Source organism: Streptomyces sp. RLA131, from assembly GCF_056270125.1.
Window position 1 is genome coordinate 3,939,464 of the sequence record NZ_JBWDOQ010000002.1, and the last position, 24,155, is coordinate 3,963,618.

The window sequence follows — 24,155 nt, forward strand, 5'->3', positions numbered from 1 at the left end:
GGTCACGGCAGCACCAGGGAGGCAGCCGATGCACCGCACCACCGAACAGCACGACCGGATCAGCCAGCTCTACCGAAGCCTGGACGTCGCGGACACCGTCAGCGCCGTATCAGTGATCTTGAAGTTGCGCGGTGAGACCTGTGACATCGACTGCCTGTACTGCTACGAGAAACGCAAGGAAGCCCCCGGAGGAGCCCGGATCGAGGCCGGCCAGGTACGCCGGCTTGCCAAGCTCTTCCGGGGACGGCCCCTCGCGGTCGAGCTGCACGGCGGGGAACCGCTGACCGCAGGCCGCGACCAGGTCGCCGAGGTGCTCGGCGAGCTTGCCGCCCAGCCGTCCGTGGTCCGCGTCTCGTTGCAGACCAACGGCGTGCTGCTGGACGAGCAGTGGCTGGACCTCTTCGACGACCTGTGCCCGGACCTGCGGATCGGAATCTCCCTGGACGGGGACGCCCGGGGCAACGCCTGGCGGGTCGGCTATGACGGCAAGCCCGTCTACCCGCGGGTTGCCGCAGCCCTGCGGCTGCTGGCAGCCCGAGGCCGTACCGCTGGGGTGATCGCCGCCGTCACCCCGGCCGTACTGGGCCGCGCCGAAGCCGTACTGGACCACCTCGCCGGCTTCGGCACGGTCAACGCGGTCAGCTTCGTGCCCTGCTTCGACACCTCCGTCCAGCGGCCCACGGCCACCGCCGGCCGCCGCGTCCCGGCAAGCCGGAAGCTCCAGCAAGCTCACCTGACAGGTGTCTCCGGCCCCGATTGGGCGATCCGCCCGGACCAGTACGCCGACTTCGTGCTGGCGGCCACCGCCCACTGGATCAGCGCGGGGCACTTCGCCCACATGAAACTGGAACCCGCCGTCTCCGCGATCCGGCGGATACGCGGGCTGGACACCGGCTTCTGCCACTTCTCGGACCTCAAGTGCGACCACGTCTTCACCCTCTACCCCGACGGCCGGCTCGGCAGTTGCGACGAACTGCCCTGGCCCCAGGCCCGGCTCACCCTCCTGGACCAGACTGCGGACCAGCACCAGGTGGCCGACGCCCAGCAGAACTCGAACTTGCTCACCGAGGGCAAAGACCTGATGGATCGGTGCGTCACCTGCGAGTACCGGACCACCTGCGGCGGGGGCTGCGTAGCCACCCGCTGGCGTTACGACCAGGCCGGAGACCAGGACGCCTACTGCGACTACCGCATGCGGATGATCGACGGGATCGCGGCCCTACTCGCCCAGCCCGCCGCCCCGGCGGGCGCCTGGTGCCAGACCCTGCGCTGGCGGTCCCGGCAGCCGAACAGCATGCCCGACGTCGCCGCGTTCCTCACCCGCTGGAACGATGCGACCGCGCCGCGGACCACCGTGCGCCTGCACACCAGCGAGCAAGGGAACATCAACACCGTCGGTCTGCCCGGCATCCACGAGGCCGATGACCTCGACCCCTCTCACCCCCAGTGGCACGACGCGATCGAACCCAGGGTCCGCGCCCTGGTCGAGACGATCACCCAGGACTGGGGTCTGGTCACCTACGACAGCTGCCAGGGGCACGACTACACCGGCCTGGACCTGCCGCCGGCCGAACGACGCCTCGGCATCCTCGCCCGCGACAAGGCCGAGTACGCCGCGACTGCCGCAGCCCTGTGCCGGGCGGTCACCGCCACCGTGCCCGACCTACCAGCGGCGGTCCAGGTGCTCGTCGCCCGCTGCGAGCTGACCTGTGAGGCAACCGGGCAGATCACTGCCGTGCTCGACCTGCAGCTGCTGCTGGCCCCCGGGCACGCCTGGGCGGCGTACTTCACCGCGCTGGACGAGGCCACGGCTGTCCTTCTCACCGCGTTGCGCCGGGAGCGGCCGACGCCCGGCTCGGGCTGCGCCTGCCCCACACCCCCGGCCGCCGCCGACCGGGCGGCTCGGGAGGTGCTGGTATGACCGGCGCAGCCGACGCGCTGACGATTCACCAGTTGCTCGGGCGAATCGTGTACTTCCACACGCTGTTCATCGAACCCGCGCTCCGGCCTGCCACCGGGCACCCGCAGACCGGGTACATGTGCTGCAACCACAGCGCGGCCCTCAACACCCGCACAGTCGGGCAACTCCTGGTGGGCACCGCGTGGACGGCCGTCGTCGAGGTCGCCGCCACCGTACCGGCTCATCTGCGAGTCTGCCTCCGGCGGACGGCGGACTGCTGCGCGACCTGCCGCGTGATCGACTCCGGCGCCGCCATAGCGAAGGCCTGGGCGGAGACCGAATACCGCGCCTATCACGGCACCAGGCCCGCCGAAACGCTGCGCCGTGACTGCGGCCAGGCGGCAGCCGCGCGCCTGGGCCGCACCTTCGCCGCCCAGCACAACGCCCCCTGCGTAGTCCTGGATGTTGCCACTGCCGACCTCTTCCCGGACCTTCCGACCCGGGAAGAGCTGCCGCTGACCGGAGAGCTCCTGGGCCTGTGGGACGACCCGACCGCGACCACCCGCCACCCTGTGGCCAGCTGGCTCAATCACTGCACCGGCCTGGAGGACATCCGCCGCGTGCTGGAGACGAGGAGGACCAGTACGTGATCCACATCGCTGAGACCGTCGCCGTCGGCAGCGTCGAAGAGTTCCTCGACACCGACGAAAGGACCCGCCTCGCCACGATCATGGCGGACTTCTTCACCGCCGGAACACCGTCCGACTTCGGTGACGCCCGCACCACCTCCATCCACGAAATCCCCGGCCACACCGCCGAAGAAGCGATGGGCGTCTACGAACCGGCCGGACGCGTGGAGGTCCCGCACATTCCGGACGAGGCCGAGAAACTCCTGCAGCACGCCTTCGACCGCGCCCGCCCCGCCCTGGCACGCGTCATGCCCTCCATCACCACCTGCCGCCCCTGGACCTACGTCGAGTACGGCCCCGGCCAGCACATCACCGGCCACCTCGACGGCATCGCCCCCGACCCACTCGCCTGGCCACGGCAGATCGCCGGGATCAGCGTCGTGATCAACGAGGCCGTAACCGGCGGTGCCTTCCACGTCGAGACCACCTCCAGCGACCGTCTGTGGAACACCCGCCCCGAGGACACCACAGCGCACGGCTACGCGGACGGCATGTGGCTTGCCCACGACGGCGCAGACCACTCCGCCGACTGGTTCACCCAGATGCCCCGCACCCGCTGGACCGTGACCCCCGCCCCCGGCACGGCCCTGCTCTACGGCTCCCAGCTCACCCACGGCACCGAACCGGTGACCCATGGCCGGGTTGCCAAATTCATCAGCTGGCTGATCGCCGAGCCCGACCAGCCCACGACCCCACCCCCGCAGGAGTGAGCCCGGTGCTACTGGCCATCGAAGGAATTGCCGGCGCCGGGAAAAGCACCGTACGTGACCGCATCCTGGCCGCTGCCACAGCCGAGGACATCCCGGTCGGACACATCGGCCAGTTCTCCTGGCTGTCGCTGGACGCCACCCGCACCATCGTCGGCTTACGCGCCGGCCGCCCGGCCCCCGAACCCCGCGACGCCGTCGACGCGGTCCGCCGCGACCTGGAACTGCACGCCCGCTACAACCTCGCCCCCGCCCTGACCCTCGGCCCGGTGATCGCCGACCGACTCACCCTCTCCACGGCCTGCCTGCTGGCTCTGCTGCACCACCAACCGGTCGACTATTACATCCGGCACCTGGCCGACATCACCGTCCTGCGCCCGCAGCTCACCGTTCTGCTGAACACCCCGCCCGAAATCTGCGACACGCGGCTCGCCCGCCGGGCCAGCGGGCGGCGCTTCGCCGAAGACCCGGCCACCGCTGCCCGCCTCGCCGATCTCTACCAGCAAGCCGCAACGGCCTGGACACAGGCGACCGGCCTGCCGGTACTCCGGCATCCCTGCACCACCGAGCACGACATCGACCCGGTGGCCGGGGCCTGCCTGGACCAACTGCGTAAAGCCACCCGACCGCAGTCCCGAATATGAGGAGCTGGACATGGATCTGCATCCGCTGCACCCCGCCGCCTGGGTCCTTGACCAGGTCCGCGACACCGGGTGGCACGTGCACGACCTGCTCGCCTTCACCCGCGCCAGCACTCTGATCCTGGCCAGCCGCAGCGAAGAGCCCCCGGTCGTGCTCAAGGCTGGCTTCGGCAGCAACCACGTCCTGGCCGAACTCGACAATGACACCAGGCGGGCCGCCTACGGCTTCTACTGGTACGCCGAACTCACCGAGCAAGAGCGGGCCCTGACCCGCGAAGACTTCCGCCACGAGGTCGCCGTCACCCGCGACGCGTCGGCCGCCCGCAACGTCGTGCCCCTGCTGGAGCAGGGCAGCACCGACCGCTTCGACTGGTACACCATGCCGTACTGCTCCGGCGGCAACTTCCGGCCCCTGCTCACCAGCCCACCCGGCGCCAACTCCGAAGCCCAGAGCACCGGGCTCGGCATCCTCGCCGACGTAGCCGACGGACTCCAGGCCCTCCACGAGCACGGAATCGTGCACCGCGACGTCTACCAGGAGAACATCCTCATCCGCGACGGCCGGGGATTGATCACCGACCTGGGAGCGGCTCGCCGCACCGGCAAACGCCGAGGGCCCGCCGGACGCGGCCCCGAGGTTCACTGGCCCCCGGAGTACGCCACCGCCTACGACATGGCCACCGAAGCGGCCGACGTCTTCAGCCTTGCCGTCCTTGCCTACCGCTTCCTCTGCGCGGACATCCCCCGCCTCAGCGGCCACCACCGCCTGGCCGCCACCCCGGCGACCTTGCGCCCCCTGATCGTCGCAGCCCTCGCCCCGGCGCCGGGAGACCGGCCTCCGATGGGCGACCTGCGCGACGCGCTGCGGCAGGCGGCCTTCCCGGCCGCCGCGCCGGCCCAGCGCGGACGCTGACCCACCCGAACGGAAGGTACGCGGCGATGCCGACCGCACGCTCACCCCCGCACCCGGAAGCACTCGGGCACGTGCACGACCCCAACCGTCAACTGGAAGGACGAGCACCCATGGACACCAACGACCGGATCACCGACTTCCTCGCCGCCGTCGACGACCTGCGCGGCGACGACGACACCGTCCGCACCACCGCCCACACCTCCAGCGTCTCGGCCGAAGGCTGGCCGACCGCCGAGGCCGGCACCGTCGCGTAACACCGCACCGCCGGAGCGGCGCCAGCGCCGCCCGTGACAACCACCTGGGGCCGGACCACCCGGCCCGGCCCCAGGCCCACCCTCAACCCAGGAGGCCCACCCGTGGACGCACCGGCCGCCTTCCGCTTCGCCCCCATCCAGCACCTGCACCGATCCCGCACCCGCCGGATCCGAACCATCACCAGCCCCACCGCCCCGCCACCGGTCACCGCCTCCATCACCGGAGTGCCAGAAGCCGCCGAATACGCCTTGTCCCACCACGTCCTCGAAGGCGCCGAAGCTGCCGCCCGAAGCCGCGACACCGCCGCCTTCGACTGGTACGCCACCCACCCCGACGCGAACGCCTCAGCCCTGTCCACACCCACCACGGCCGGCCCCCGCGTCATCCTCGCTCCCGACCTCGCCCGACTGCCCCGCTCGGCAATCTCGGAGACGCCCTACTACGTGCTCGGCCCCGACACCGCCGCCGCCACGCGCGAGCTACAGGCCCTGGCCGACACCGCGTTCACCACAGCTGCTGAGACCGGCTTCGCCGACCTGCTCGCCGCCCACGCCATCGTCGTCTGCCTGCTGCGGCACAAATCCCTCGGCGACACCCTCGACAGCTGGACCATCACCCGGCTACCCGGCACCATCTTCTGCGACCACGTCGGCGCCCCGGTCGTCCTCGCCCGCGACCTCATCCACGAGGCCGGCCACAACTGGCTCAACGACGCCCTCACCGCCACCGGAAGCAAGATCAGCGAAGAGGCACAGTTCTTCTCTCCGTGGAAGAAGACCATGCGCCCGGCCTTCGGCTTCCTGCACGCCTGCTGGGCCTTCCCCCTCACCATGATCTACACCGCGCGCATCCTGGACTCCACCACCGGAGACCTCCAGCGATTCCTGGCCGCCTACCTCAAACAGCAGCGCGACCTCCTCGCCAGCACGTCTGAAGACCACGCCCAAGCCCTCACACTGGTCTCCGACACCGACCTTCGGAACCGCCTGCGCGCAGTCCACCAGGAGGCTCTCCGCCAATGAGCATCCCCCAGACTCCCCAGACCCCGCCGGCCAACAGCCCCGGAATATCCCTGCTCGTCCACCCGGCCGACCAGCCCCCGGTGCACCTGCACACGGGCAACGCCAATCTCGAACTGGCCGTCCCCATCGGGGAGACCACCGCCTTCAACGTCGGCTCGGTCGGCAAGCAGATCACCGCCCACCTCGTCATGCACACCGCCCGCCATGGCCTGCTCTCCCTCGACCAACCCGCAGCGCGCTTCCTTCCACGCCTCCGCGTTCCCGACGTCACCATCGCCGACCTCCTGCTCCACCACGGCGGCGTCCGAGACGCCGAGTCCCTGCTCTCCCTCGCCGGATTCCGCGACCTGGACCACTACACCGCCAACGACCTCGTCGAACTCGCCTACCGGCAGAGCGGCCGGGCCGTCCCGCCCGGACGCTTCCTCTACAGCAACACCGGCTACCTCCTGCTCGCCGAGATCCTGCGCTCCGTCCACGGCACCGACCTCGACGAACTCGCACGGCACATGGTCTTCACCCCCTTGGGCATGACCTCCGCCCATTTCAGGACCGACCCCGGCCAGGTCATCCCCGGCGCCGCCGCCAGCTACATCACGACGCACCACGGATGGAAGCACTGTGCCCGGCCCGTGACTCTTTCCGGTCCTGGTTCCCTGTGGTGTACCGCCGCCGACCTGGACCGCTGGCTCAGCCATGTCCACCGCGACTGGGCTGAGAAGCCGCAGACCCTGCCGTTCGCGAGCGAACTCCCCTACCAGCTCAGCGATCACGAGCCCTACCTGTACGGGCCCGGCCTGTACGCAGACCCCCGCCCCACACACACGGCCGTCTTCCACTACGGCCACGAACAGGGCTTCTCCGCAGCCACCCACCTCACCGAACAGGGCCTGCGGGTCATCAGCCTGTCCAACCACGCCGCCATCGCCGCCGACCACATCGCCGCCACCGTCCTCACCGCTCTTCACCGCGACCCCGGCCAGGACCTCGACAGCCTCCTCGCCCACGCGGTCGGCGCTCACCACCCGATACCTCCGGCTGCCCAGCCTCCCGCCCCGGACACCGACAGAGCCAGCGAGATTCCGCATACCATGCTCGGCACCTATACCTGCGACCAGGTCCCCGGCACGCTCCGGCTCTCCAGCCAGAACGGCGCACTGTACGTGTGGCGCCGAGGCACGCCTGACCGCCTCACTCCAACCAGCAGCACGACCTACAAAGCCGACGGCTACACCCTCACCCTGCAGGGACAATGGGGTACCCGACCCAACAGTTTCATCTTGGACCTCGAACGGGCGCCCGACCTTCTCTACCAGTCAATATGACGATCACGTCGACGGTGCCCGGAGGGGGATGCCGCAGCGAGCGGGATGAGACCCGCGTGTCCAGCAGCAGCGGATCGTCAGTCAACGGGAACTCGCCGGCCAGTCCTGTCCGTGTCGGCGACGGCTCAATTTGGGTTCACCCGTCGCCGTCAGCCCGCAGCCTGCGCCCTCCGGCCTCCGGCAACGGGAAGGAACCGATGCGACAGCCGGGCCACCAGCATTCCCATGGCCAGCCCGCAACAGCGAAACGGCCCGCTGGAAGAACCGACGGACCGTCATGAAGGATCGAGGTTTAGACGCTCTGCGGCTCCTGCACCAGACGTAAACCTGAATCGATTCTGCGGGAACATTGACAGAACCTCTCCCTTCAGATGGACCAAGTGAAATATTGATCGCAGACAGGCACTTGCCTTCCGCCAGAGTTCAACTAACTTGACCTTCTCGGGGCGCCAAGGAACTACTGGTCGGATGAATGCATAGTCAGCCAAACAGCGGCGTGATTAGTCAGGCTCGAACTGCCGGACTATCTATACTCAACCAACCTACTCACCACTGCCTCCAATGACCTCTTCACCATCAGATTTAGCAACATCGACAAGGCTTTGCAAGAAGAGGTCTACTCGTTCAATTAGCGCGGCGCTACGCTGGATCTGCCCGAGGAAGAAACGTACGGCACGCACGGCATTTTCCTGCTTAGGAACATCCCATAGGCTTACCGTTCTTATCATCAGATCAAGCGGAAATGTGCGCACTTGTACAGAATTGAGATGATCCTCGAGTGCAGGATCGAAGCTTCTGGCGAATACCACCGCATCCATATCAGGAAAAGCAGAGGATTCATTGATGAAGGTCGTCAGCTCGCTAATATCGCCCCCGTCAAGGTCCTTGTCCTTAGCCTCCGCTGCCAACACCACATGCTCCCCGAGGTATCCGCTAACATCCCCAACGACACCAGCCCGACGCGATCCGGTGTTAACGCGCTGAGAAATGACAGTTAGAGTCGGCGAGTCGGCATAGAGGTACGCATAAACAAGTGCCTGAAAAATGGCGCCCCCCGTACGCCCAGAACCCCGGTCAAGATGCTTCAGCATCTCCAGAAATGGGCGCGGCTGGCGAGTCCTACTAGCTGTACTGATCGTCAGAGGCTGCGCAAGTACTCCTGTCTCCCAAATCCAATTTGCAATTTTCAGGCGCCCACTCGGAAGCGCAGAGAACATTTCTTCAATGAACTGTCTGTACATCTCCCACTTTGACGTGGCATGAGCCGCAGCCGAGGGGTGCTCTCGATGCATATCGCCAATAATTACCCGCTCCGCCGCATTGTAATAGGGCCTTGTGGAAAATTCTATCTCCCCCACGAGCCATACTAGTTGATCAATCGCCCTATTGGCCGATGTACTTTTGCGCACGACCGACACGAAGGGGTTATCAACACGCGGTCTTTCTGTGGCCTTCAATACTGCTTCAGCTTGCCCAATAAAAGCAAGGCAGAGCGCCGGCCAAAAGCTTTGCCTCCGCGGCCGCTGGTATTCCAGCCATTCAATAGCAGCGTCCGCATGGGGATCTACAGATCCATTGGGGCGAGTCGTAAATCCCGCGGGCAGACAGAGAGTACTTTCATAATCCGAAAGCGGGTTCTGGAACTGTTCAGGCATGGCAAGCATGTTACCCGGCCTGAGCATGGCTGTCCGTTCGCCTGTGGCCATCGCAGCCAGCAAGTAGGGGCGGGCACGCTGCCGTAGCGGTGGCCACTGGCGGCCTTGCTGTCAACGGCCACCGACTCATCGTCGGCAGGATCGGTCACCAGCCAAGTCGGATCGGGCCGCCGGGACAAGCTAGGCCGAGGAGCCCCTGGATCCTAGGGGTACTGGGCGCGACGCCCACGGTCATCGCGTCTCACGGCAGGGCATCGAGCCGGACCGGGGGACGCTCCAGGACCGCTGGCCTACGGCCGTACAAGACCGTGCGCTGGCGGCCGAGACAGCGACCAGCAGCAGCACTACGAATGGGTATCACACCCGACGGCACCGACGCGGGTCGGGTAGCACCTGTACCCGCTCCGCCAGCGACTACCACGCCACGCCATCCAGGACGGGCGACTTGACCGGGCACACGATGGCAGGCTGACGGCGCATCGAAGTACCCGTGCTTCAGGGAGACTTCGGGAAGTCTCCCTGTGCAACCGGAGCTTCATCGCGTTCGTGGCGCCCTCTCTCACACCCCTCGTACCACTATGCCCAGCGTAGCCACGCGGTCACCCGGCTGTTGAGTGCCCTGGCTGCACCATGCCCTCGGGCGCAGCTAGCTACTTGCCCCTGAAAAGGGATTTGGCCTGGTGGGCGGGCTGTTGCTGACACCTGCTCCCGGGCGGGGCTGAGTTGTCCTTCCTTGTTCACCGGCCGAGGACTGTCATCCGGTGCAGGTTGTAGGCGAAGATCCCGAGTCCGGCCCAGGTCTGGGCGCCGGCCAGGCGGCGCAGTCGGGTGCGGCGGAAGCCGAAACTGCGCTTGAGGTGGCTGATGCGGGCTTCGATACCGACTCTCCAGTTGCGCATCCGTCGGAACGGGCGGCTGCGTTCGTACTCCCGGCGGGCCTTTCCCGGGGTGCCGGTGCGTTGGAGGCCGATCCGCCGGACCCGAATTCGGCCAATGCCCGGTCGTTGGCCGCAGTGCCGAAGCCGCGGTCGGCGACCACGGTTGCCGGAACACGACCGGTCAGAGCGGTCACCCGTTCGATCGCGGGCACCAACTGCGGGGCATCGGCCGGGTTCCCGCGGTTGACCTGGTGGTCGGCGACGAAGCCGTCTTCGTCCTCGGCCACCAGCGCGGTGTAGCCGAACTGGTGGGGTGCTGGGGCTTGCCCTTGCGGATCGGCCGGGCATCGGGCTCGGCTAACGACACCAGCCGGTCGGGGATCGTGCGGATCCCCGCCAGCCGTAGCGCGGTCTGTTCCAGCAGGCGCCAGGTGCCCGCCACCGTCTCGGCCAGCTCACCGACCAGGTGCGCCAGCCGCCCCGAGGGCCGCCTGCGCAGCGCGCGCCGCACGGTGCGCTCCACGGCGGCCACATTCCGCAGCGTCGCATTGGCGATGACGGCGACCTCGCCGGTGAGCCGGTCGATCTCGCCCAGGGCCTGGCCGGTGCTGCGACGCTGCACCGCCCAGGGCCTGGCCGGTGCAGCGTCGCAGCGTCTGGGAGATCTGCTTCAGGCGGCGTCCCGCTGATCGGCTGCGGTCCCGGAAAGGAGTGCGCCCGGCGGCGCCGGCGGCCTTGATCCGACGCACCAGCCTGCCCAGCTTGCAGACCCCGTGCTCCAGCAGGTCGGCGTCCGTGGGGTGGTCGATGTCGGCCTCGATCACCGTGGTGTCGATGCGCAGCTTGCGGCACCGCAGCAGCTTGTCCTCCACCAGCTTGCCCAGCAGTGCGGCGTTGAGCTGCTCGATGATCTGGGGGCCGCTGCGGCGCACGAGCTTGACCAGCGTGGTCGGGTGCGGCACCGGGGAGGTCAGCGGGATCCGGCAGAACCGCCGCCAGCTCAGCGAGTCCGCCACCTCACGGCAGAGCGTCTCGTAGCCGAGCTGGTACCGGTGTTTGAGGTACAGCAGCCGCAGCAACGTCTCGACCGGGACCGACGGCCGCCCCAGGCGTTCGGCGAACACCGCCCGCCACGGGGCGATGAACCGTTCGTCATCCAGGTACCCGTCGATCTCGGCCAGCTCTGCGGGCAGCCGCCGCGCTTGCTGCGGCAGCACCTCCCACCACGTGTCCTGTGGCCCAGACACACGCAACATCGCCACCACCCCCGGCCGCCTCAACCCACCACCACTGTGGCGGCCACGGACAGCCCGCACCAGCCCTCCGCCCAGGTCACCCCAGCGCAAGCCCCGACTTCTTCAGGGGCAAGTAGCTAGCCATGGGGGACAGAAGAACCGGAACTCGCTATACCGGTACGCGGATTTGCCTCGTGCGCACGTAGGTGCGTCCCGAGCATCTACAATGACGCTCATGTCTATCGTGCGCAACCAAGTAAAGACCGGTCTTTTTAATCCGGCACCAAGCCTGCCCTTTAAGCTGAGGATTATCGACTTCGAGTCAGCGATGCAGGACGTCTACGATTTCTTCTATGACGTGAATGTAAGTCTTCATGAAAAGGGGCTTCGGAGATTCGATGACATGCTGCGCCCCGCAGCATGCTCGGGGATCATTTCCGACATGTTGACAACGAGTCTCGCAAAGCATTCTCGCACGCTCTGTGAAAACGAGGCGTTCAATGGTCACCCCGGCCTCATTGTGGAAGGTCGCTATGCAAACAATGCAGTTGCCTCTGGTGAATTTGGAGTTGAGGTGAAGAGCACGCGGAAACGTGGCGGTGCAGTTGATACACACGGGGCCCGCACTCAGTGGCTTTGCGTCTTTGTATACACAATCGACACGAAGACGCAGCCAGCCTGGGAACGATTTCCGATCACATTCACCGAGGTGTACTTGGGCCACGTAGACGCTGACGACTTCAGGAAAAACGAACGCAGCGAGCTGGGAACTCGGACTGCCACTCTAGACAAAGACGGGATTTCTAAGCTTCGGCAGAGCTGGGTTTACCGCGATCTGAATCCTTCTTCGCATCCTCTAGTTTGAGCTCGGCAAGCTTTGGCATAGCCTCCTTTGCAATCTCAATGTAGGCTTGATCGAACTCAACTCCCACACTCTCGTATCCAACCGCCTCTGCGGCGGCGAGGGTCGATCCAGATCCTGCAAAAGGGTCCAAGATAATTCCCTCGCCAAGGGGCAACATCGCCCGAACTACTTGCCGCAGGAAATCCTGAGGCTTTAGGCTCGGGTGGTTCGCAATTTTCCGCTCTAGGGTGCGGGTAGGCGAGGAGCGAATTACATCACCAAATGGCTGTTTATCGCTGATTCGACGCAAACCACCCGTTTTCCACTTTCGCAGATTGTCTGCGATTGTCCCTTCGGGGAGTTTGCGGAAAAGAATCCATGGCTCCCATTGGGATCGAGGCATCACGCTTACGTCGGGAAATTCCTCATGAGCATTCTTTGGGCGGTCCCCTCCACGCATCGTCTGCACAAGGCGAACGACTTCACCTCGGCGTTCCAAGCCAGCCTTGTCCATGGAGACGCTGACGAAGTGGGAGACCAGTGGATTGGCTGCAACAATCACATGAGCGCCTGGAACTAGCACGCGCTTGATCGCCTCTGACCATTCCAGGAAGAATTTCTGCAAGTGTTCGAGGTCGGCGCTAGTTAGCGTCGTAAAGCGCGGAAGAGGTGAGCGAGTATGACCGTCGTAGGTCGGAGGAATCCTCCAAACTCCACCCTTGCGCGAGCGCAACTTTTTCTGCTCGTGAGCCGTATACTCCACCAGCCCGTAGGGTGGATCAGTGACACATCCATGGATACTGTTCTCGGGCTGAGCGGCTAGCCAGTCCAGGCAGTCAGCATGGTAGAGATTCGCCTGACCGTAAGTGAATGCAGGCATTGGAAAAATTGGCGCTTGAATATCGCCAGAATCGCTGTTCGTCACTTGGAGCTCAATGTGTAGTGACCGTAAGATGTTTTAGTGAATGTTCCTGGTACGTTTAGTCTCAAGTACGACCGAACGGATGACGTCGCCACATCGCTGCCCAATAGGGCGGAGACTGCCACACAGATCTCAGCAGCGCTCTGCGGCTGTGGATGTGTCGAAGAAAGATGCGCAATGATTGCATCCCGCACCGAACCAGGGCTACGTCGAGTCGTGCTCATTCCAGCCTCCAAAGACGTCCAGACGTCAGACGTTACAGCAAGCCGAGCTCGCTGTCCATTATCTGCCGAGTCCGTGCCCAAGATCGAAAATCGCGCCAGCCGACCTTTCTCGACATGACGGGTAGTCCCACTTCATCTCCACTGCTTGGTACGAAGCTGCGGATGCGATCCGCCGCTTCGCGGAGTCACCAAGCGCAGCAGGGGACTCCAGGGGCACGCATCCCCTTGATCACTGAGCGTCCTCGCCAAAGCCGTCCTCACCCTGGAGAGGCAACGCTGAAAACGCTCACTGACAACGCCGTGATCACTCTCGCGGCGCAGGCGCCGATGACTACGATCCACAGCAGTGTGTAGGAGAAGCGGTGTGGCTGACGGGGTGGCCCGTACTCAGGCTGCGCTAGACCTGCCTCAACGCGGCGGCAAGCCCTGCCAGGACTCCCGCCGGAGCGCGGTGGCCTCCAGTACAGCCCAGCACGGTGCCACCCACGGTCCGTGCCCATGTACCGCCGCCGAAAAGTACAGCAGCGAAGTACAGCAACCACCCCGACCTACAGTGACCGTCAACGACCCCAGTACGGCCTCTGACGTGCTTAAATGACCTCAATAACCGCTCTGCCCGTGATTCGGGACGAAGAGGCCGTGGGTTCAAATCCCGCCACCCCGACCCAGGTCAGAGGCCCTGTCCAGATCACTGGACAGGGCCTCTGACGTATTCGGGGCACTAAAGTACAGCAACCGCTTGGACCTCTCATGACCTTCATCGGCCTTCGGTCCTCTCGGTGAACCATCGCGCCAGCAGGGTCCACCGCCGACTTCGCGTGGCCTTCGGCTAGCGGGGGCGCCAGGCGCTGAGCAATTCTTCTGGCCCGAAAATTGCCTGGAGTCCGGAACAGCTGACGCCGCTTCGGGAGACCGCGACAAGCGGGATCGGATCGTCGGTGAGCGCGGCTCTGTGCTTGTGCAGGGCCGCCAGATCGTGGGCGTCGAACCGGGAGGTCTCCAGCCACTTGATCGACCCCAGGAACAACAACTGCTTGGCTACGGGCTGCCGGTCGGCGCCAACGAGATCGATCTCGATGTCGTTGCTGCGGGTCCAGTAGCCGCCGACGACGGGAACGGCAGGCAGCTCGCCGTCGGGCAGGATACGGGCGAGGGACTCCCGGATCAGCGGCTCGACGGCACGTCCTCGCCAACTGGTCCACTGATCCCTTACGCGGGCCAGGGTGAGGTCGCCTCGCATGCGCTCGATCTCTGCCATATGCGGATCGAGAAACGCCAGCCAGAAGCGCAGATAGGGGTCCGCCACTCGGTAGCGGCGCTCTTTCGAGGGGTGCAGGGAGATCGGAAGTTCGGCCGCCACGACGCGCTTGTCGATCAACAGATCAGCTGCCCTGGTGAGGGTGCTGTGGGCGATGCCACCGGCAGCGCGCGCGATATTGGTGAAGGTCCGCTCACCCGACCCGATCGCCCGCAGCACTTCCCTGCCCATCGCCTGCGGGGGAAACTCCGCGGCGAGCGACCGCTCGGCCGAGACCAGCAGAGCGGAGATCGGGTTCTCCAGCGCCGCATCAAGGAAGTCCCACATGGAGGTCCCGGGCTGCCACTCCCGGCAGACCAGCGGAAGGCCGCCGGTGATCAGTGCGGCGTCGAAGGCGGCGGCCGGCTCCAGGTCGAGCATCTCGCTGATGTCGGCCGGGTTCAGCGGACCCACGACCATCTCTCGCCCGCGCTGGTGGAACGGACGGTCGTAGCTGTTGAGCGCCTCCATCATCGACAGATCCGACCCCACCAGCAGCAACAGGACGGGCTTGCGGCTGAGCAACCGGTCCCAGGCACGCTGGAGCATGCCCTCGAAGGCATCGATGCGCTCCATCAGGTAGGGCACCTCGTCGATCACCACCACGCTCGGCGTGTCGTCGGGCAGGATCTCCGCCAGGAGCCGGAAGGCTGCGTTCCACTGGCTCGGCGTCTCCTCCGCGAAGAGCGAGTGATCCGGCAGAGTGGAGCCGGCCACAGCGTCGAGCAGTTCCGCCAGTTCGTCCTCGGCGGAACCGCCGCCGGCGGTGAAGAAAAGGTGTGGGACCGCCGCCTGCCGCAGGAACTCCTCGACCAGAGTGGACTTCCCGACACGCCGCCTGCCGCGCATGAGCACACACTGGCCGGGCTGAGCCGCACCGACGGCCTCGCGGACCTCGTCGATCGCGTTTCGCAGCGTGCGCAGTTCTCGATCCCTGCCGATGAAACGATGCATGAGGATAGATCCCGTCGTGGCAGCACAGCAATACTAGCGATAAAGATAGTAGTGCAAAGAATACTATCCCTGACACAAGTATCGACGGCGAGTCTCGCTTCCCTGGCCAGCTCACGGAGGACGGACTGACTGCACGACCACGCCGCTTCAGAAGTACAGCAGCGAAGTACAGCGACCATCCCGGCCAGCAGCGACCGTCAACAACCCCCGCACGGCCTCTGACGTGCGTAGATGACCTCAGCGACCGCTGTGCCCGTGATTCGGGACGAAGAGGCCGTGGGTTCAAATCCCGCCACCCCGACTTCGTAAGACCAGGTCAGGGGCCTGATCCACTCAGTGGATCAGGCCCCTGACTGGTTTTCATACCCCGTTGGAGAATTTTGGGAGACGATCAAGGAATTCAGGTCTCCCGGCAGCTCCCTCGACCGAACCCGGAGCAGCCGGCGGCGCATGTCCCGCGTCACGCGGGAGTACCGCGCCGAGACTGATCCGTCGATGTGGCCCATCCGCTCATCCATGAGCACGTGGGGTGTGTCGACGTCGTCCATCCAGGTCCGCCAGCAGGCACCCGCACGACAGCGGGAACATCTGGAGGGCGAAGGTCAGGAACGAGACGACGAGCACGACCGGTGTCAGCGGCCGGGCGGACCGCCGAGCAGGGCGCATGCGCCCTCAGATCCCCAGGCGGTCGAGGAGCTCGAAGTACAGCGCTTCCGCGAAGTCCGACTCCGCGATGGCGAAGACCTCGACAAGCCCCGGGAAGTCGGGCGTACCGCCTGCCTCGACCGACCAGGCCGCCGCCGAGCGGGCCGCTTCCTCGGCCGTGGGGAACTCGGCGGCGAAGTCCTCGTCGTCGTCCTCGCAGTAGGCCTCGGCCGCGTCGCGGGAGAGACAGGCACGCCAGTAACCGCCGCTCGCTGAGAAGCCTTCGACGTGGATCGTGTCGCTGTCCAGCACGAAGCCGGCCAGGGCCGGCGAGCCGGTCTCCGCTGCCAGTTCGGCCAGCATCGCGGGACCGTCGTCGGCCAGCTCAGCACCGGGGTACTGGCCGACCTGCCAGCCGCCGGGCCGGTGCGAGTGGTCTTCGATGCCGTCGTGGCGTTCGGTGACGGCCCGCAGGTCGTCGAGCGGCGTCTCGCTCCGGCACACGACGAAGGATTCCCAGAAACCCACAGGTCCGATCTCTTCCGTCGCTATCCGGTCGTACCGCGCTCGGCCAGCCGACTGCGGGCCCATGCGATGAACGGGGGGAAGGTTCCGCTGTTCTCGGCTTCCGACACGAGTGCCGCGACGTCCGCGACCGGGTCGTCGTCGATGCGCAGCATGACTTCGCACATCGGGAGCTTGTGCAGCCTCACCATTCCCTTGTTGGGATTGATGCGAATTTCCTCCAGCAGGAACTTGCGATCGAGCAGGCTCACCATTCGGGGGATCGACTCTTCCTTGAGGACCCGGGCCAGTTCCTGCCCGCAGCCGTCACGAGTCGTCGGCTCCGCGAAGGCCCACCTGGCCCGGAAGGGCATCTCCTCGTCGGGCTGGTGGGCAACCTCGGGCGGCGGCATGACCGGACAGATCACCATGGCTCCTGAGCTGTCAGGAGCACGGCGCAGCGGCTCAGGGTACTGCCGGTTCACCCACGCCCACAGGGCGGACGGGACCATGGTGAACTTGACGTCGAAGACGATCCTGCCCGGGTCGACGGCATGCGTGTGGAAGTCCAGCAGGGTGTGATCGCCGTTCTCGGCGGCCAGCCGGAAAGTCCGGCCCTTCTTGGAGAATCCCGCCGATTTCATGACCGGGAGCACATGCTGCCGGATCAGGGCGTCCAGTGGATTCATGCTGGGTGTTTTCCTTCCCGCTTCATCATCGCCTCACGCCGCCAGGGCGAACCGACTACTGGTGACACCGACGGTCCCCGCCACGCCCGCCGCCACCTCGCCCGGCCCCGGGGGTCGGTCCGGGGGTGGGATGCGGCACGGGCTGGGGCCCCTGGACCGCGTTCGTGGGAGCGGAGGACAGGACGCGCTTGTACTTCTTCGCACCCGGCCGGACGTAGATGACGGCGCCCTCGGCGGGACCCACCACCTGATCGCCGTTGCCCACTGCGTAGGAACCGCCTCGGACCTCATTCCTCCTGAAGGGATCTCGTGACACATCTTCCGACAGACGTGCGAGCCGCTCTCCGGTTCTTCGCGTTCTACCTGGGCAACGGCACGTTGGATGTCGATCTGCTCGATGGGATCGACTACCGTGCCCGCTTGCTCGAATTCGGCTCAGACCTCGAAATGGTCTTTGCGATCTTCGCCAACGTTCTCGAAGTCGATGGTCACGGACAAACACTGAACGATGGCGAGGCCCAGTACCGCGCCGCCCAGTGGATCCGCGGCCGCTGTGACCCCGGCTATCGGGTGGAGCCTCCGTTCGAGGCTTGGGAGACCGAGCTTCACGGCCCCTGAAGAGGCCTCCGAGTCAATACAGCAGCGGAGTACCGCAACCACGGCGATCGACGCCGATCCGGGTGGCTCGGCGCATACCGGGCCGACTCGTGCGTGTCTGCGATTGGGCGAAATCTCGCCCTACTACTCTCCGCGTATATCCGGTCACACTCAGAGGTATGGGGGCGACGAGGGACACGAAGCGGCAGCTCTGCCAGCGTTGCGGGGACGGGAGCCGGCCCGCACAGGAGCGGGGGCGCATCAAGCTGATGGCCGTGCTGTGTGACGGATGTTGGCGGGCTCTGGCCGACGAGATCGCTGCCGACGAAGGGGCGACGGCCCCGCGCAGGGTGGACCCGCATCCGGACGACATCGCATTGGCAGGCCCACCGCTTTGCGATGACTGCCACGCACCCGTGCGGCACTTGGCGACCAACTACGACAAGTGGGTGTACCTGTCGGCTCTGGATGTCCGCGCCAAGGACGTGCCCCGACGGTACCGCTGGCGGTTGGAGCCGATTCGGGCGCGGCACTCGGCCTTCGTCGTGGACGTGATCGCGGTGAAAATCAGTGGAATCGAGCCTCTGCCGAGCGACCTCGTCACGCCGGCGCACCGAGCGGTATGCAGCGGCCCTGACGCCGTGCGTGAAGTCGAGGAAGCCCGCCTTGCCGACCTTCTCCGAGGACAGCGCCACGAGCACGAGTACGACGAGGCGGACGTTCCCGATGAGCCCGATGAGCCCGTGTCCTGACCATGCCCCCTCGGCTGCCGGCCGTGCGGCCGGTGCGGCGGGCTCCCCACCGGAGCAGTACGCGACGAAGTCGCACCCGGCCACCGACCTCGGCCGACGGGGCTTCGTCTTCGACAGCGGGCATCGACCCGGCCCCGGGATGCGCACGACAGCACCTTCCAGGATGGGCGCGGAGTCCTCTGACAGCGCCTGACAGCTGCCGAGGACCGCTGTCAACGTGCTGTCCGCGGGCTGTCAGGGGGGCCCGGCATCGTCATGGGCGTCGAGAACGACGAGGACCTGACGAGGAGTTGTTGAACATGGCGTACGCGATCCGGGCCGAGGGACTGGTCAAGAGGTACGGCGACTTCACCGCCCTGGACGGCGTCGACCTGGAGGTCCCGGCCGGCAAGGTCGTCGGCGTCCTGGGCCCCAACGGTGCCGGCAAGACCACCACCGTGCGCATCCTGGCCACGCTGCTGCGCCCCGACGGCGGACAGGCCACCATCGGCGGCCACGACGTCGTCAAGGACCCGGTCAAGGTCCGGCAGCTGATCGGGCTGACCGGTCAGTACGCCTCCGTGGACGAGGCCCTCTCCGGCGCCGAGAACCTGGTGCTCATCGGGCGGCTGCTCGGCCTGTCCCGGCGTGATGCGAGGGCGCGGGCCGCCGGGCTCCTGGAGAACTTCTCCCTCGCCGAGGCGGCCCGCAAGCCGATCGCCACCTTCTCCGGCGGTATGCGACGGCGTCTGGACCTGGCCGCCTCACTGGTCGGCCGGCCCGAGGTGCTCTTCCTGGACGAGCCCACCACCGGCCTGGACCCGCACGCCCGGCAGGAGGTCTGGGACGTCGTAAGGCAGTTGGTCGCCGACGGCTCCACGGTGCTGCTCACCACCCAGTACCTGGAGGAGGCCGACCAGCTCGCCGACTCCATCACTGTCTTCGACAAGGGCCGCAAGGTCGCCGAAGGCCGACCCGGTGAGCTCAAGCGCCGCGTCGGCGGCCAGATCCTCCAGGTCCGGCCCACCGTGGCCGCCGAGGTGCCGCAGGTCGTCGGGATGCTCACCGAGCTGACCGGACACACCCCCGCCCAGGACTCCGGTGTACTCACCGTGCCGGCCGACGACCCGCTGATCGTCGCCGCGGTCGCCCGCCGCCTGGACGGCGCCGGCATCGCCGCCGACGAACTCGGCCTGCGGCTGCCCAGCCTGGACGAGGTCTTCCTCGCCCTGACCGGACACGCGCCCGCCGTCACCGACGACCAGCCCGTCACCGTCTGAGCCCCCCGAGCCCCCGGACCCCCCGAGCCCCCGAGCCCCCGGACCCCCGGCTTCCCCGTTTCGCGCGGACTTTCCCGAGAGGACCCCGTCATGAGCACCCAGCCCCTCAGCGCCCACGCCGAGCTCGCCGGCCGTATCGGCCTCGCGCAGACCGCCCGGCACAGCTTCGCCCTCGCCGGCCGCGGCGTCACCAAGTTCATGAAGTCGCCGATCCAGCTGGTCGATGTGATCCTCACCCCGATCATCAGCCTGCTGATGTTCATCTACCTCTTCGGGCAGGCCATGTCCGGCGGCAACACCGACCGCTACCTGCAGCTCGTCACCCCAGGCGTCATGGTCATGGCCGTCTTCCAGGCCAGCGTCGGCATCGGCGCCTCGCTCTGCGCGGACGTCAGTACCGGAATCTTCGACCGGTTCCGCAGCATGCCGATCGCCCGCTCCAGCCCGCTGATCGGCGCCGTCCTTGCCGACATCGTCCGCTACGTCGTCTGTCTGGGCACCCTGGTCGTCCTCGCGCTGGTCATCGGCTACCGCGTCGAGACCGGCCCGGTCGCCTCGCTCGCCGCGCTCGCCCTGCTCGTCGGCTTCGCCCTCAGCTTCTCCTGGATCTCGGTGTACCTCGGCATGCTGATCAAGAACCCCGCCTCCGTACAGGGCCTGATGACCATCCTCATCCTGCCGCTCACCTTCGCCAGCAACGTCTTCGTCCCCCGGGACGACATGGCCGGCTGGCTCCAGGCCTGGTCCGACGTCAACCCCGTCTCCCTGGTGGCCGACGCGGTCCGCGGCCTGCTCAACGGCGGCCCGGTCGCCGGTTCCCTGGGCGGCACCCTCGCCTGGATGGCCGGCGTGATCGCGGTCTTCTTCCCGCTGGCCATGCGCGCCTACCGCAGGAACGCCGGATGATCCTCCGGTGACGAGCCCGGCCGGGCGGGGTCCGCACCCACGGTGCGGACCCCGCCCGGCTGTCCGCACGACCACGAGCGTCTCGTCAGATCCTCGGCACCGCCCGCAAGGCCTCCCCCTCCAGCCACCGCAGCGCGTCCTCACGGGAGTACGCGGCCCCTTCCTCGTACGCCTTCTTGAAGCCCTCCTCTCCCAGCGTCGCCACGATGCGGTCGACCAGCTCGCACCACTCCGGCTCGCCCCAGTCGAAGGCGCCGCGCATCACCTGGCTCATGCCGAGCGACCTGGCACCCTCTTCGGGAGCGCCCTCCAATGTCCTCAGACTGCCGAGCAGTTCGGCCACCCAGGCGAGCGCGGCGCCCGATCCCTGGCCGAACAGGGCGCCGGACGCCACGGGCAGCAGGGCCCTGGCCCGCACGGGGTCCCCCTCGGCGAGACGGTTCTCGATGCGGGTGCTGACGATCAGGTCGCGGGCCAGTTCTCTGAGGGAGCGGCGCCGGGCGCTCAGCGCCTCAAGACGGTCCAGGGTCGCGTCGGACTGCGCCAGCTCACCGGCCCTCCGGTGCACATTGGCCAGACCCACGAGGATGTTGGCCTCCAGGCGCAGCTGTCCGCGCTCGCGAGCCTGCCGGTGCGCGGCGTGCAGATCGCGGAAGGCGCCTTCCAGGTCGCCGCTGCGCCGGCGTTCGCGGGCGAGTCTGGCCTTGCTGAGGTAGAGGTAGTCCTCGGTGCCGAGTTCGGAGCTGAGTGCCACGGTCCGTTCGAAGGTGGCGATGGCCTGGGGGTACTCGCCGCGCAGGGAGTGGTCGCGGCCGATCGGGAGCAGGCTCATCACGAGCCCCCAGCGGTCGCCCACCTCCTCGAAGCCGCGCAGGGCCTCGATCCGGGAGTCGGCGCCGGTGACCAGGTCGCCCTGTTCGGTGAGGGCGAAGTCCCGTGCCAGGTGGGCGCTGGCCCGCACCCAGGGGTCGGGCGAGTCGAGGGGGTCCAGGTCCCCGGTTCCGCCCGGTCCTGACGCGCTCGCGGGGAAGGAGACCTGGGACATCCGCAGGAGCAGTCCGGCCGGGTGGAACTCACGTGCCGTCGCCGACTCGCCCCCGGCGGAGGGACGTTCGCCGCCCCCTGGCCGTACGGAATCCCCTGCCCGTACGGCATCCGGCCCGGCGGTCTCCGCCAGATATGTGTCGAGCCGAGCGCTCATCCCCCTGATCCCCCAGTACCAGAACATCGCCCCGGCGAAGCGTGCGGCCAGGTCCCCGTTCCCGGCGTCGACGACCGAGCGCAGCGCGAGGACGAGGTTGTCGTGTTCGGCGTCGAAGACCTCGATCGCACGCAGCTGTTCGCCGGTACGAAGGCGGGATTCGTACTCTTCCGCGAGGGCCAGGAAGTACGCGGCATAGCGCTTGGTGACGGCGTCCCCGGACTCGGCGTCGGCGAGCTGCCTCGCCGCGTACGCGCGTACCGTCTCAAGCATCCGGTAGCGCGGCTCGTCCGCCCCTTCGTCGACGGCGTCGACCAGCGACTTCTCCACCAGGGCGTCCAGGACGTACGGGATGTCGGCGGCCGGGAGCGACGAGTCCGCGCAGACCGCTTCGAGCGCGGGGACGGTCGCGCCGCCCGGGAACACCGCCATTCCGCGGGCGAGGATCCGCTCGGGTTCGTCGAGCAGGTCCCAGCTCCACTCGACGAGCGCGAGCAAGGTGCGCTGGCGGGGCAGGGCCGTGCGGCTGCCCGAGGAGAGGAGGCGGAAGCGGTCGTCGAGGCGGCGCGCGATCTGCTGGACGCTCATCGAGCGGAGCTTCGCCGCGGCCAGTTCGAGGGCGAGCGGTATCCCGTCGAGCCGCCGGCAGACCTCGACCACGGCGTCGAGGGTCGAGTCGTCGAGCGTGAAGTCCGGCCGGACTCCGACGGCCCGGTCCACGAAGAGGCGGACGGCCGGCGACTGCGCGGCCTCGGCGGGCTCCGGTGATCCCATCGGTACGGCGAGGGGGCCGAGGTGGCACAGGGACTCGCCGGTGATCGCGAGGGCCTCGCGGCTGGTGGCGAGGATCCGCAACTCCGGCAGACAGTCGAGGAGTTCGGCGGCGAGTCCAGCGGCCGCCTCGACGAGGTGCTCGCAGTTGTCGAGCAGGAGCAGGGCATCGCCGCTGCCGAGGAGCCCGGCCATGCGCTCGACCGGGGTGGCCCGCTGCCCCTGACCGGCGTCGTAGAGGCGGCCGTCGGTGGAGCTGAGGGCACCGAGTACCGCGTCGGCCAGCTGGTCCGGTGCGCTCACACCGGCGAGCGGCACGAACCAGACCCGGCCGCGCGCGTGGGCGCGGTCCCGGGTGGCCGCTTCGAGGGAGAGCCGGCTCTTGCCCGCGCCGCCGGGGCCCACGATGGTGACAAGCCGGCCGCGGGCCAACTGCGTCGCGAGCCGGTCCAGTTCGACGTCGCGGCCGACGAAGCTGGTGAGCCGGGCCGGGAGACGGCTCGGGGCGGCCTCGGCCCGCTCGGCGGGCGTCTTCAACTCGCCCCGCAGCAGGGCCAGATGGATCTCGCGCAGCTCGACCGACGGATCGACGCCGAGCTCGTCGCCGAGCCGCTCCCGTATCGCCTCGTACACCGCGAGGGCGTCGGACTGCCGTCCGGCCGCGGACAGCGCCCGCATCCGCAGCCCGGCGACCCGCTCGCTCAACGGCCGCTCGGCACCGGCCGTTTCGAGGTCGGCCAGCACCTCTCCGTACCGTCCGAGCCGCAGCTCGGCATCGCAGCGGTCCTCGGCCGCCGCGGTCCGCAGATCGTCGAGCCGGGTCGCGACGGGCCCGGCGAACGGGGCGTCGAGGACATCGGCGAGCGCCGCGCCCTGCCACAGTCCGAGCGCCGTTCCGAGCAGCGAGGCCGCCTCGCCGGGCCGCCCGGCCGCGAGTTCCCGCCTGCCCCGAGCGGTCAGATCCTCGAAGCGGTGGACGTCCACGTCCTCGGCCCGCACCGAGAGCCGGTAGCCGCCGGACGCGGACTCCACCGCGGCGAACCCGCGCAGCGCCCTGCGCAGCCGGGACACCAGCGCCTGCAGCGCGTTGGCCGCGTCGGCGGGCGGCTCCTGCCCCCACAGGCCGTCCACGAGCGAGTCGACGGGCACCGTGCGGCCCTCTTCGAGGGCGAGCCTGGCCAGGAGCATCCGCAGCCGGACGCCACCCACCTCGACCGGCGTCACATCATCGGCGTACACCTGAATCGGTCCAAGCAGCACTACGCGCACCACGGCGGCCTCCCCCTCCGTACCGACTGTCCCTACCGAGTCGATCATCGCTCCAACGCCGGTTCAGCATCACCCGGTTGACGCCCCCGGTACAGGGCCTC

At 67.5% G+C, this 24,155-nt stretch carries 19 protein-coding genes and 2 pseudogenes; 13 read left to right on the forward strand and 8 right to left on the reverse strand.

Annotation, left to right across the window (positions count from 1 at the left end):
- Positions 1-28: 28 nt before the first annotated feature.
- The 8 genes from RWE79_RS18815 to RWE79_RS18850 all read left to right on the forward strand — a co-directional run bounded on the left by RWE79_RS18815 (position 29) and on the right by RWE79_RS18850 (position 7,452).
- Positions 29-1,921, forward strand: coding sequence for a radical SAM protein (locus RWE79_RS18815; protein WP_475941242.1), 1,893 nt, complete (start codon positions 29-31; stop codon positions 1,919-1,921).
- Positions 1,918-2,550 (forward strand): hypothetical protein, encoded by a 633-nt coding sequence (locus RWE79_RS18820; protein WP_475941243.1) that lies wholly within the window; start codon positions 1,918-1,920, stop codon positions 2,548-2,550. Before RWE79_RS18815 ends, RWE79_RS18820 begins: the two co-directional genes overlap by 4 nt.
- Positions 2,547-3,299: a hypothetical protein gene (locus RWE79_RS18825; RefSeq protein ID WP_475941244.1), complete on the forward strand. Its 753-nt coding sequence runs from the start codon at positions 2,547-2,549 to the stop codon at positions 3,297-3,299. The genes RWE79_RS18820 and RWE79_RS18825 overlap by 4 nt, the downstream gene beginning before the upstream one ends.
- Positions 3,300-3,304: 5 nt before the next feature.
- Positions 3,305-3,940 carry a hypothetical protein gene (locus RWE79_RS18830; protein WP_475941245.1) on the forward strand — a complete coding sequence of 212 codons (636 nt, stop codon included), beginning with the start codon at positions 3,305-3,307 and terminating at the stop codon, positions 3,938-3,940.
- Between the two features lie 10 nt (positions 3,941-3,950).
- Positions 3,951-4,850, forward strand: coding sequence for a protein kinase domain-containing protein (locus RWE79_RS18835; RefSeq protein ID WP_475941246.1), 900 nt, complete (start codon positions 3,951-3,953; stop codon positions 4,848-4,850).
- Positions 4,851-4,960: 110 nt separating this feature from the next.
- On the forward strand, positions 4,961-5,104 hold the full coding sequence (locus RWE79_RS18840) for a hypothetical protein (RefSeq protein WP_475941247.1): 144 nt from the start codon (positions 4,961-4,963) through the stop codon (positions 5,102-5,104).
- Positions 5,105-5,206: 102 nt separating this feature from the next.
- Entirely contained in the window at positions 5,207-6,127 is a 921-nt protein-coding gene (locus RWE79_RS18845) for an aKG-HExxH-type peptide beta-hydroxylase (protein ID WP_475941248.1), read from the forward strand.
- Positions 6,124-7,452: a serine hydrolase domain-containing protein gene (locus tag RWE79_RS18850; protein ID WP_475941249.1), complete on the forward strand. Its 1,329-nt coding sequence runs from the start codon at positions 6,124-6,126 to the stop codon at positions 7,450-7,452. The genes RWE79_RS18845 and RWE79_RS18850 overlap by 4 nt, the downstream gene beginning before the upstream one ends.
- Before the next feature lie 542 nt (positions 7,453-7,994).
- Here RWE79_RS18850 and RWE79_RS18855 read toward each other — a convergent pair.
- Complete coding sequence (locus RWE79_RS18855) at positions 7,995-9,107, reverse strand: hypothetical protein (protein WP_475941250.1); 1,113 nt, start codon at positions 9,105-9,107, stop codon at positions 7,995-7,997.
- 737 nt (positions 9,108-9,844) lie between these two features.
- A pseudogene (locus RWE79_RS18860) lies at positions 9,845-11,241 on the reverse strand (ISNCY family transposase).
- A 214-nt stretch (positions 11,242-11,455) separates the two neighbouring features.
- On the opposite strand from RWE79_RS18860, the gene RWE79_RS18865 reads away from it, so the two are divergent.
- Complete coding sequence (locus RWE79_RS18865; RefSeq protein WP_475941251.1) at positions 11,456-12,085, forward strand: hypothetical protein; 630 nt, start codon at positions 11,456-11,458, stop codon at positions 12,083-12,085.
- On the opposite strand, the gene RWE79_RS18870 is transcribed toward RWE79_RS18865, so the two are convergent.
- From RWE79_RS18870 to RWE79_RS18890, 5 genes and pseudogenes are all read right to left on the reverse strand, one after another.
- Positions 12,024-12,989, reverse strand: coding sequence for a DNA-methyltransferase (locus tag RWE79_RS18870; protein WP_475941252.1), 966 nt, complete (start codon positions 12,987-12,989; stop codon positions 12,024-12,026). The two genes, RWE79_RS18865 and RWE79_RS18870, sit on opposite strands and share 62 nt — an antisense overlap.
- A 1,050-nt stretch (positions 12,990-14,039) precedes the next feature.
- On the reverse strand, positions 14,040-15,461 hold the full coding sequence (locus RWE79_RS18875; protein WP_475941253.1) for an ATP-binding protein: 1,422 nt from the start codon (positions 15,459-15,461) through the stop codon (positions 14,040-14,042).
- 434 nt (positions 15,462-15,895) lie between these two features.
- Positions 15,896-16,063: pseudogene (locus tag RWE79_RS18880) on the reverse strand (LacI family transcriptional regulator); the annotation flags it as partial.
- A gap of 70 nt (positions 16,064-16,133) precedes the next feature.
- Positions 16,134-16,634: a hypothetical protein gene (locus RWE79_RS18885; RefSeq protein WP_475941254.1), complete on the reverse strand. Its 501-nt coding sequence runs from the start codon at positions 16,632-16,634 to the stop codon at positions 16,134-16,136.
- A 20-nt stretch (positions 16,635-16,654) separates the two neighbouring features.
- Positions 16,655-17,299 (reverse strand): hypothetical protein, encoded by a 645-nt coding sequence (locus tag RWE79_RS18890; RefSeq protein WP_475941255.1) that lies wholly within the window; start codon positions 17,297-17,299, stop codon positions 16,655-16,657.
- 309 nt (positions 17,300-17,608) lie between these two features.
- Between RWE79_RS18890 and RWE79_RS18895 the strand changes: the two genes are divergently transcribed.
- The 4 genes from RWE79_RS18895 to RWE79_RS18910 all read left to right on the forward strand — a co-directional run bounded on the left by RWE79_RS18895 (position 17,609) and on the right by RWE79_RS18910 (position 20,813).
- On the forward strand, positions 17,609-17,917 hold the full coding sequence (locus tag RWE79_RS18895; RefSeq protein ID WP_475941256.1) for a DUF7677 family protein: 309 nt from the start codon (positions 17,609-17,611) through the stop codon (positions 17,915-17,917).
- A gap of 158 nt (positions 17,918-18,075) precedes the next feature.
- Entirely contained in the window at positions 18,076-18,648 is a 573-nt protein-coding gene (locus tag RWE79_RS18900) for a DUF6083 domain-containing protein (protein WP_475941257.1), read from the forward strand.
- 299 nt (positions 18,649-18,947) lie between these two features.
- Positions 18,948-19,907: an ATP-binding cassette domain-containing protein gene (locus RWE79_RS18905; protein WP_475941258.1), complete on the forward strand. Its 960-nt coding sequence runs from the start codon at positions 18,948-18,950 to the stop codon at positions 19,905-19,907.
- A gap of 90 nt (positions 19,908-19,997) precedes the next feature.
- Positions 19,998-20,813, forward strand: coding sequence for an ABC transporter permease (locus RWE79_RS18910; protein WP_475941259.1), 816 nt, complete (start codon positions 19,998-20,000; stop codon positions 20,811-20,813).
- A gap of 85 nt (positions 20,814-20,898) precedes the next feature.
- Here the strand turns inward: RWE79_RS18910 and RWE79_RS18915 are convergent, their stop codons facing one another.
- Positions 20,899-24,057: an AfsR/SARP family transcriptional regulator gene (locus RWE79_RS18915; protein ID WP_475941260.1), complete on the reverse strand. Its 3,159-nt coding sequence runs from the start codon at positions 24,055-24,057 to the stop codon at positions 20,899-20,901.
- Positions 24,058-24,155: the final 98 nt, after the last annotated feature.

What these genes read in the sequence shown, in the direction of transcription:
- RWE79_RS18815 (WP_475941242.1), top strand. Translation starts at nt 29, where the DNA reads ATGCACCGCACCACCGAACAGCACGACCGGATCAGCCAGCTCTACCGA.
- RWE79_RS18820 (WP_475941243.1), top strand. Translation starts at nt 1,918, where the DNA reads ATGACCGGCGCAGCCGACGCGCTGACGATTCACCAGTTGCTCGGGCGA.
- RWE79_RS18835 (WP_475941246.1), top strand. Translation starts at nt 3,951, where the DNA reads ATGGATCTGCATCCGCTGCACCCCGCCGCCTGGGTCCTTGACCAGGTC.
- RWE79_RS18840 (WP_475941247.1), top strand. Translation starts at nt 4,961, where the DNA reads ATGGACACCAACGACCGGATCACCGACTTCCTCGCCGCCGTCGACGAC.
- RWE79_RS18850 (WP_475941249.1), top strand. Translation starts at nt 6,124, where the DNA reads ATGAGCATCCCCCAGACTCCCCAGACCCCGCCGGCCAACAGCCCCGGA.
- RWE79_RS18855 (WP_475941250.1), bottom strand. Translation starts at nt 9,107, where the DNA reads ATGCCTGAACAGTTCCAGAACCCGCTTTCGGATTATGAAAGTACTCTC.
- RWE79_RS18865 (WP_475941251.1), top strand. Translation starts at nt 11,456, where the DNA reads ATGTCTATCGTGCGCAACCAAGTAAAGACCGGTCTTTTTAATCCGGCA.
- RWE79_RS18875 (WP_475941253.1), bottom strand. Translation starts at nt 15,461, where the DNA reads ATGCATCGTTTCATCGGCAGGGATCGAGAACTGCGCACGCTGCGAAAC.
- RWE79_RS18890 (WP_475941255.1), bottom strand. Translation starts at nt 17,299, where the DNA reads ATGAATCCACTGGACGCCCTGATCCGGCAGCATGTGCTCCCGGTCATG.
- RWE79_RS18900 (WP_475941257.1), top strand. Translation starts at nt 18,076, where the DNA reads ATGGGGGCGACGAGGGACACGAAGCGGCAGCTCTGCCAGCGTTGCGGG.
- RWE79_RS18905 (WP_475941258.1), top strand. Translation starts at nt 18,948, where the DNA reads ATGGCGTACGCGATCCGGGCCGAGGGACTGGTCAAGAGGTACGGCGAC.
- RWE79_RS18910 (WP_475941259.1), top strand. Translation starts at nt 19,998, where the DNA reads ATGAGCACCCAGCCCCTCAGCGCCCACGCCGAGCTCGCCGGCCGTATC.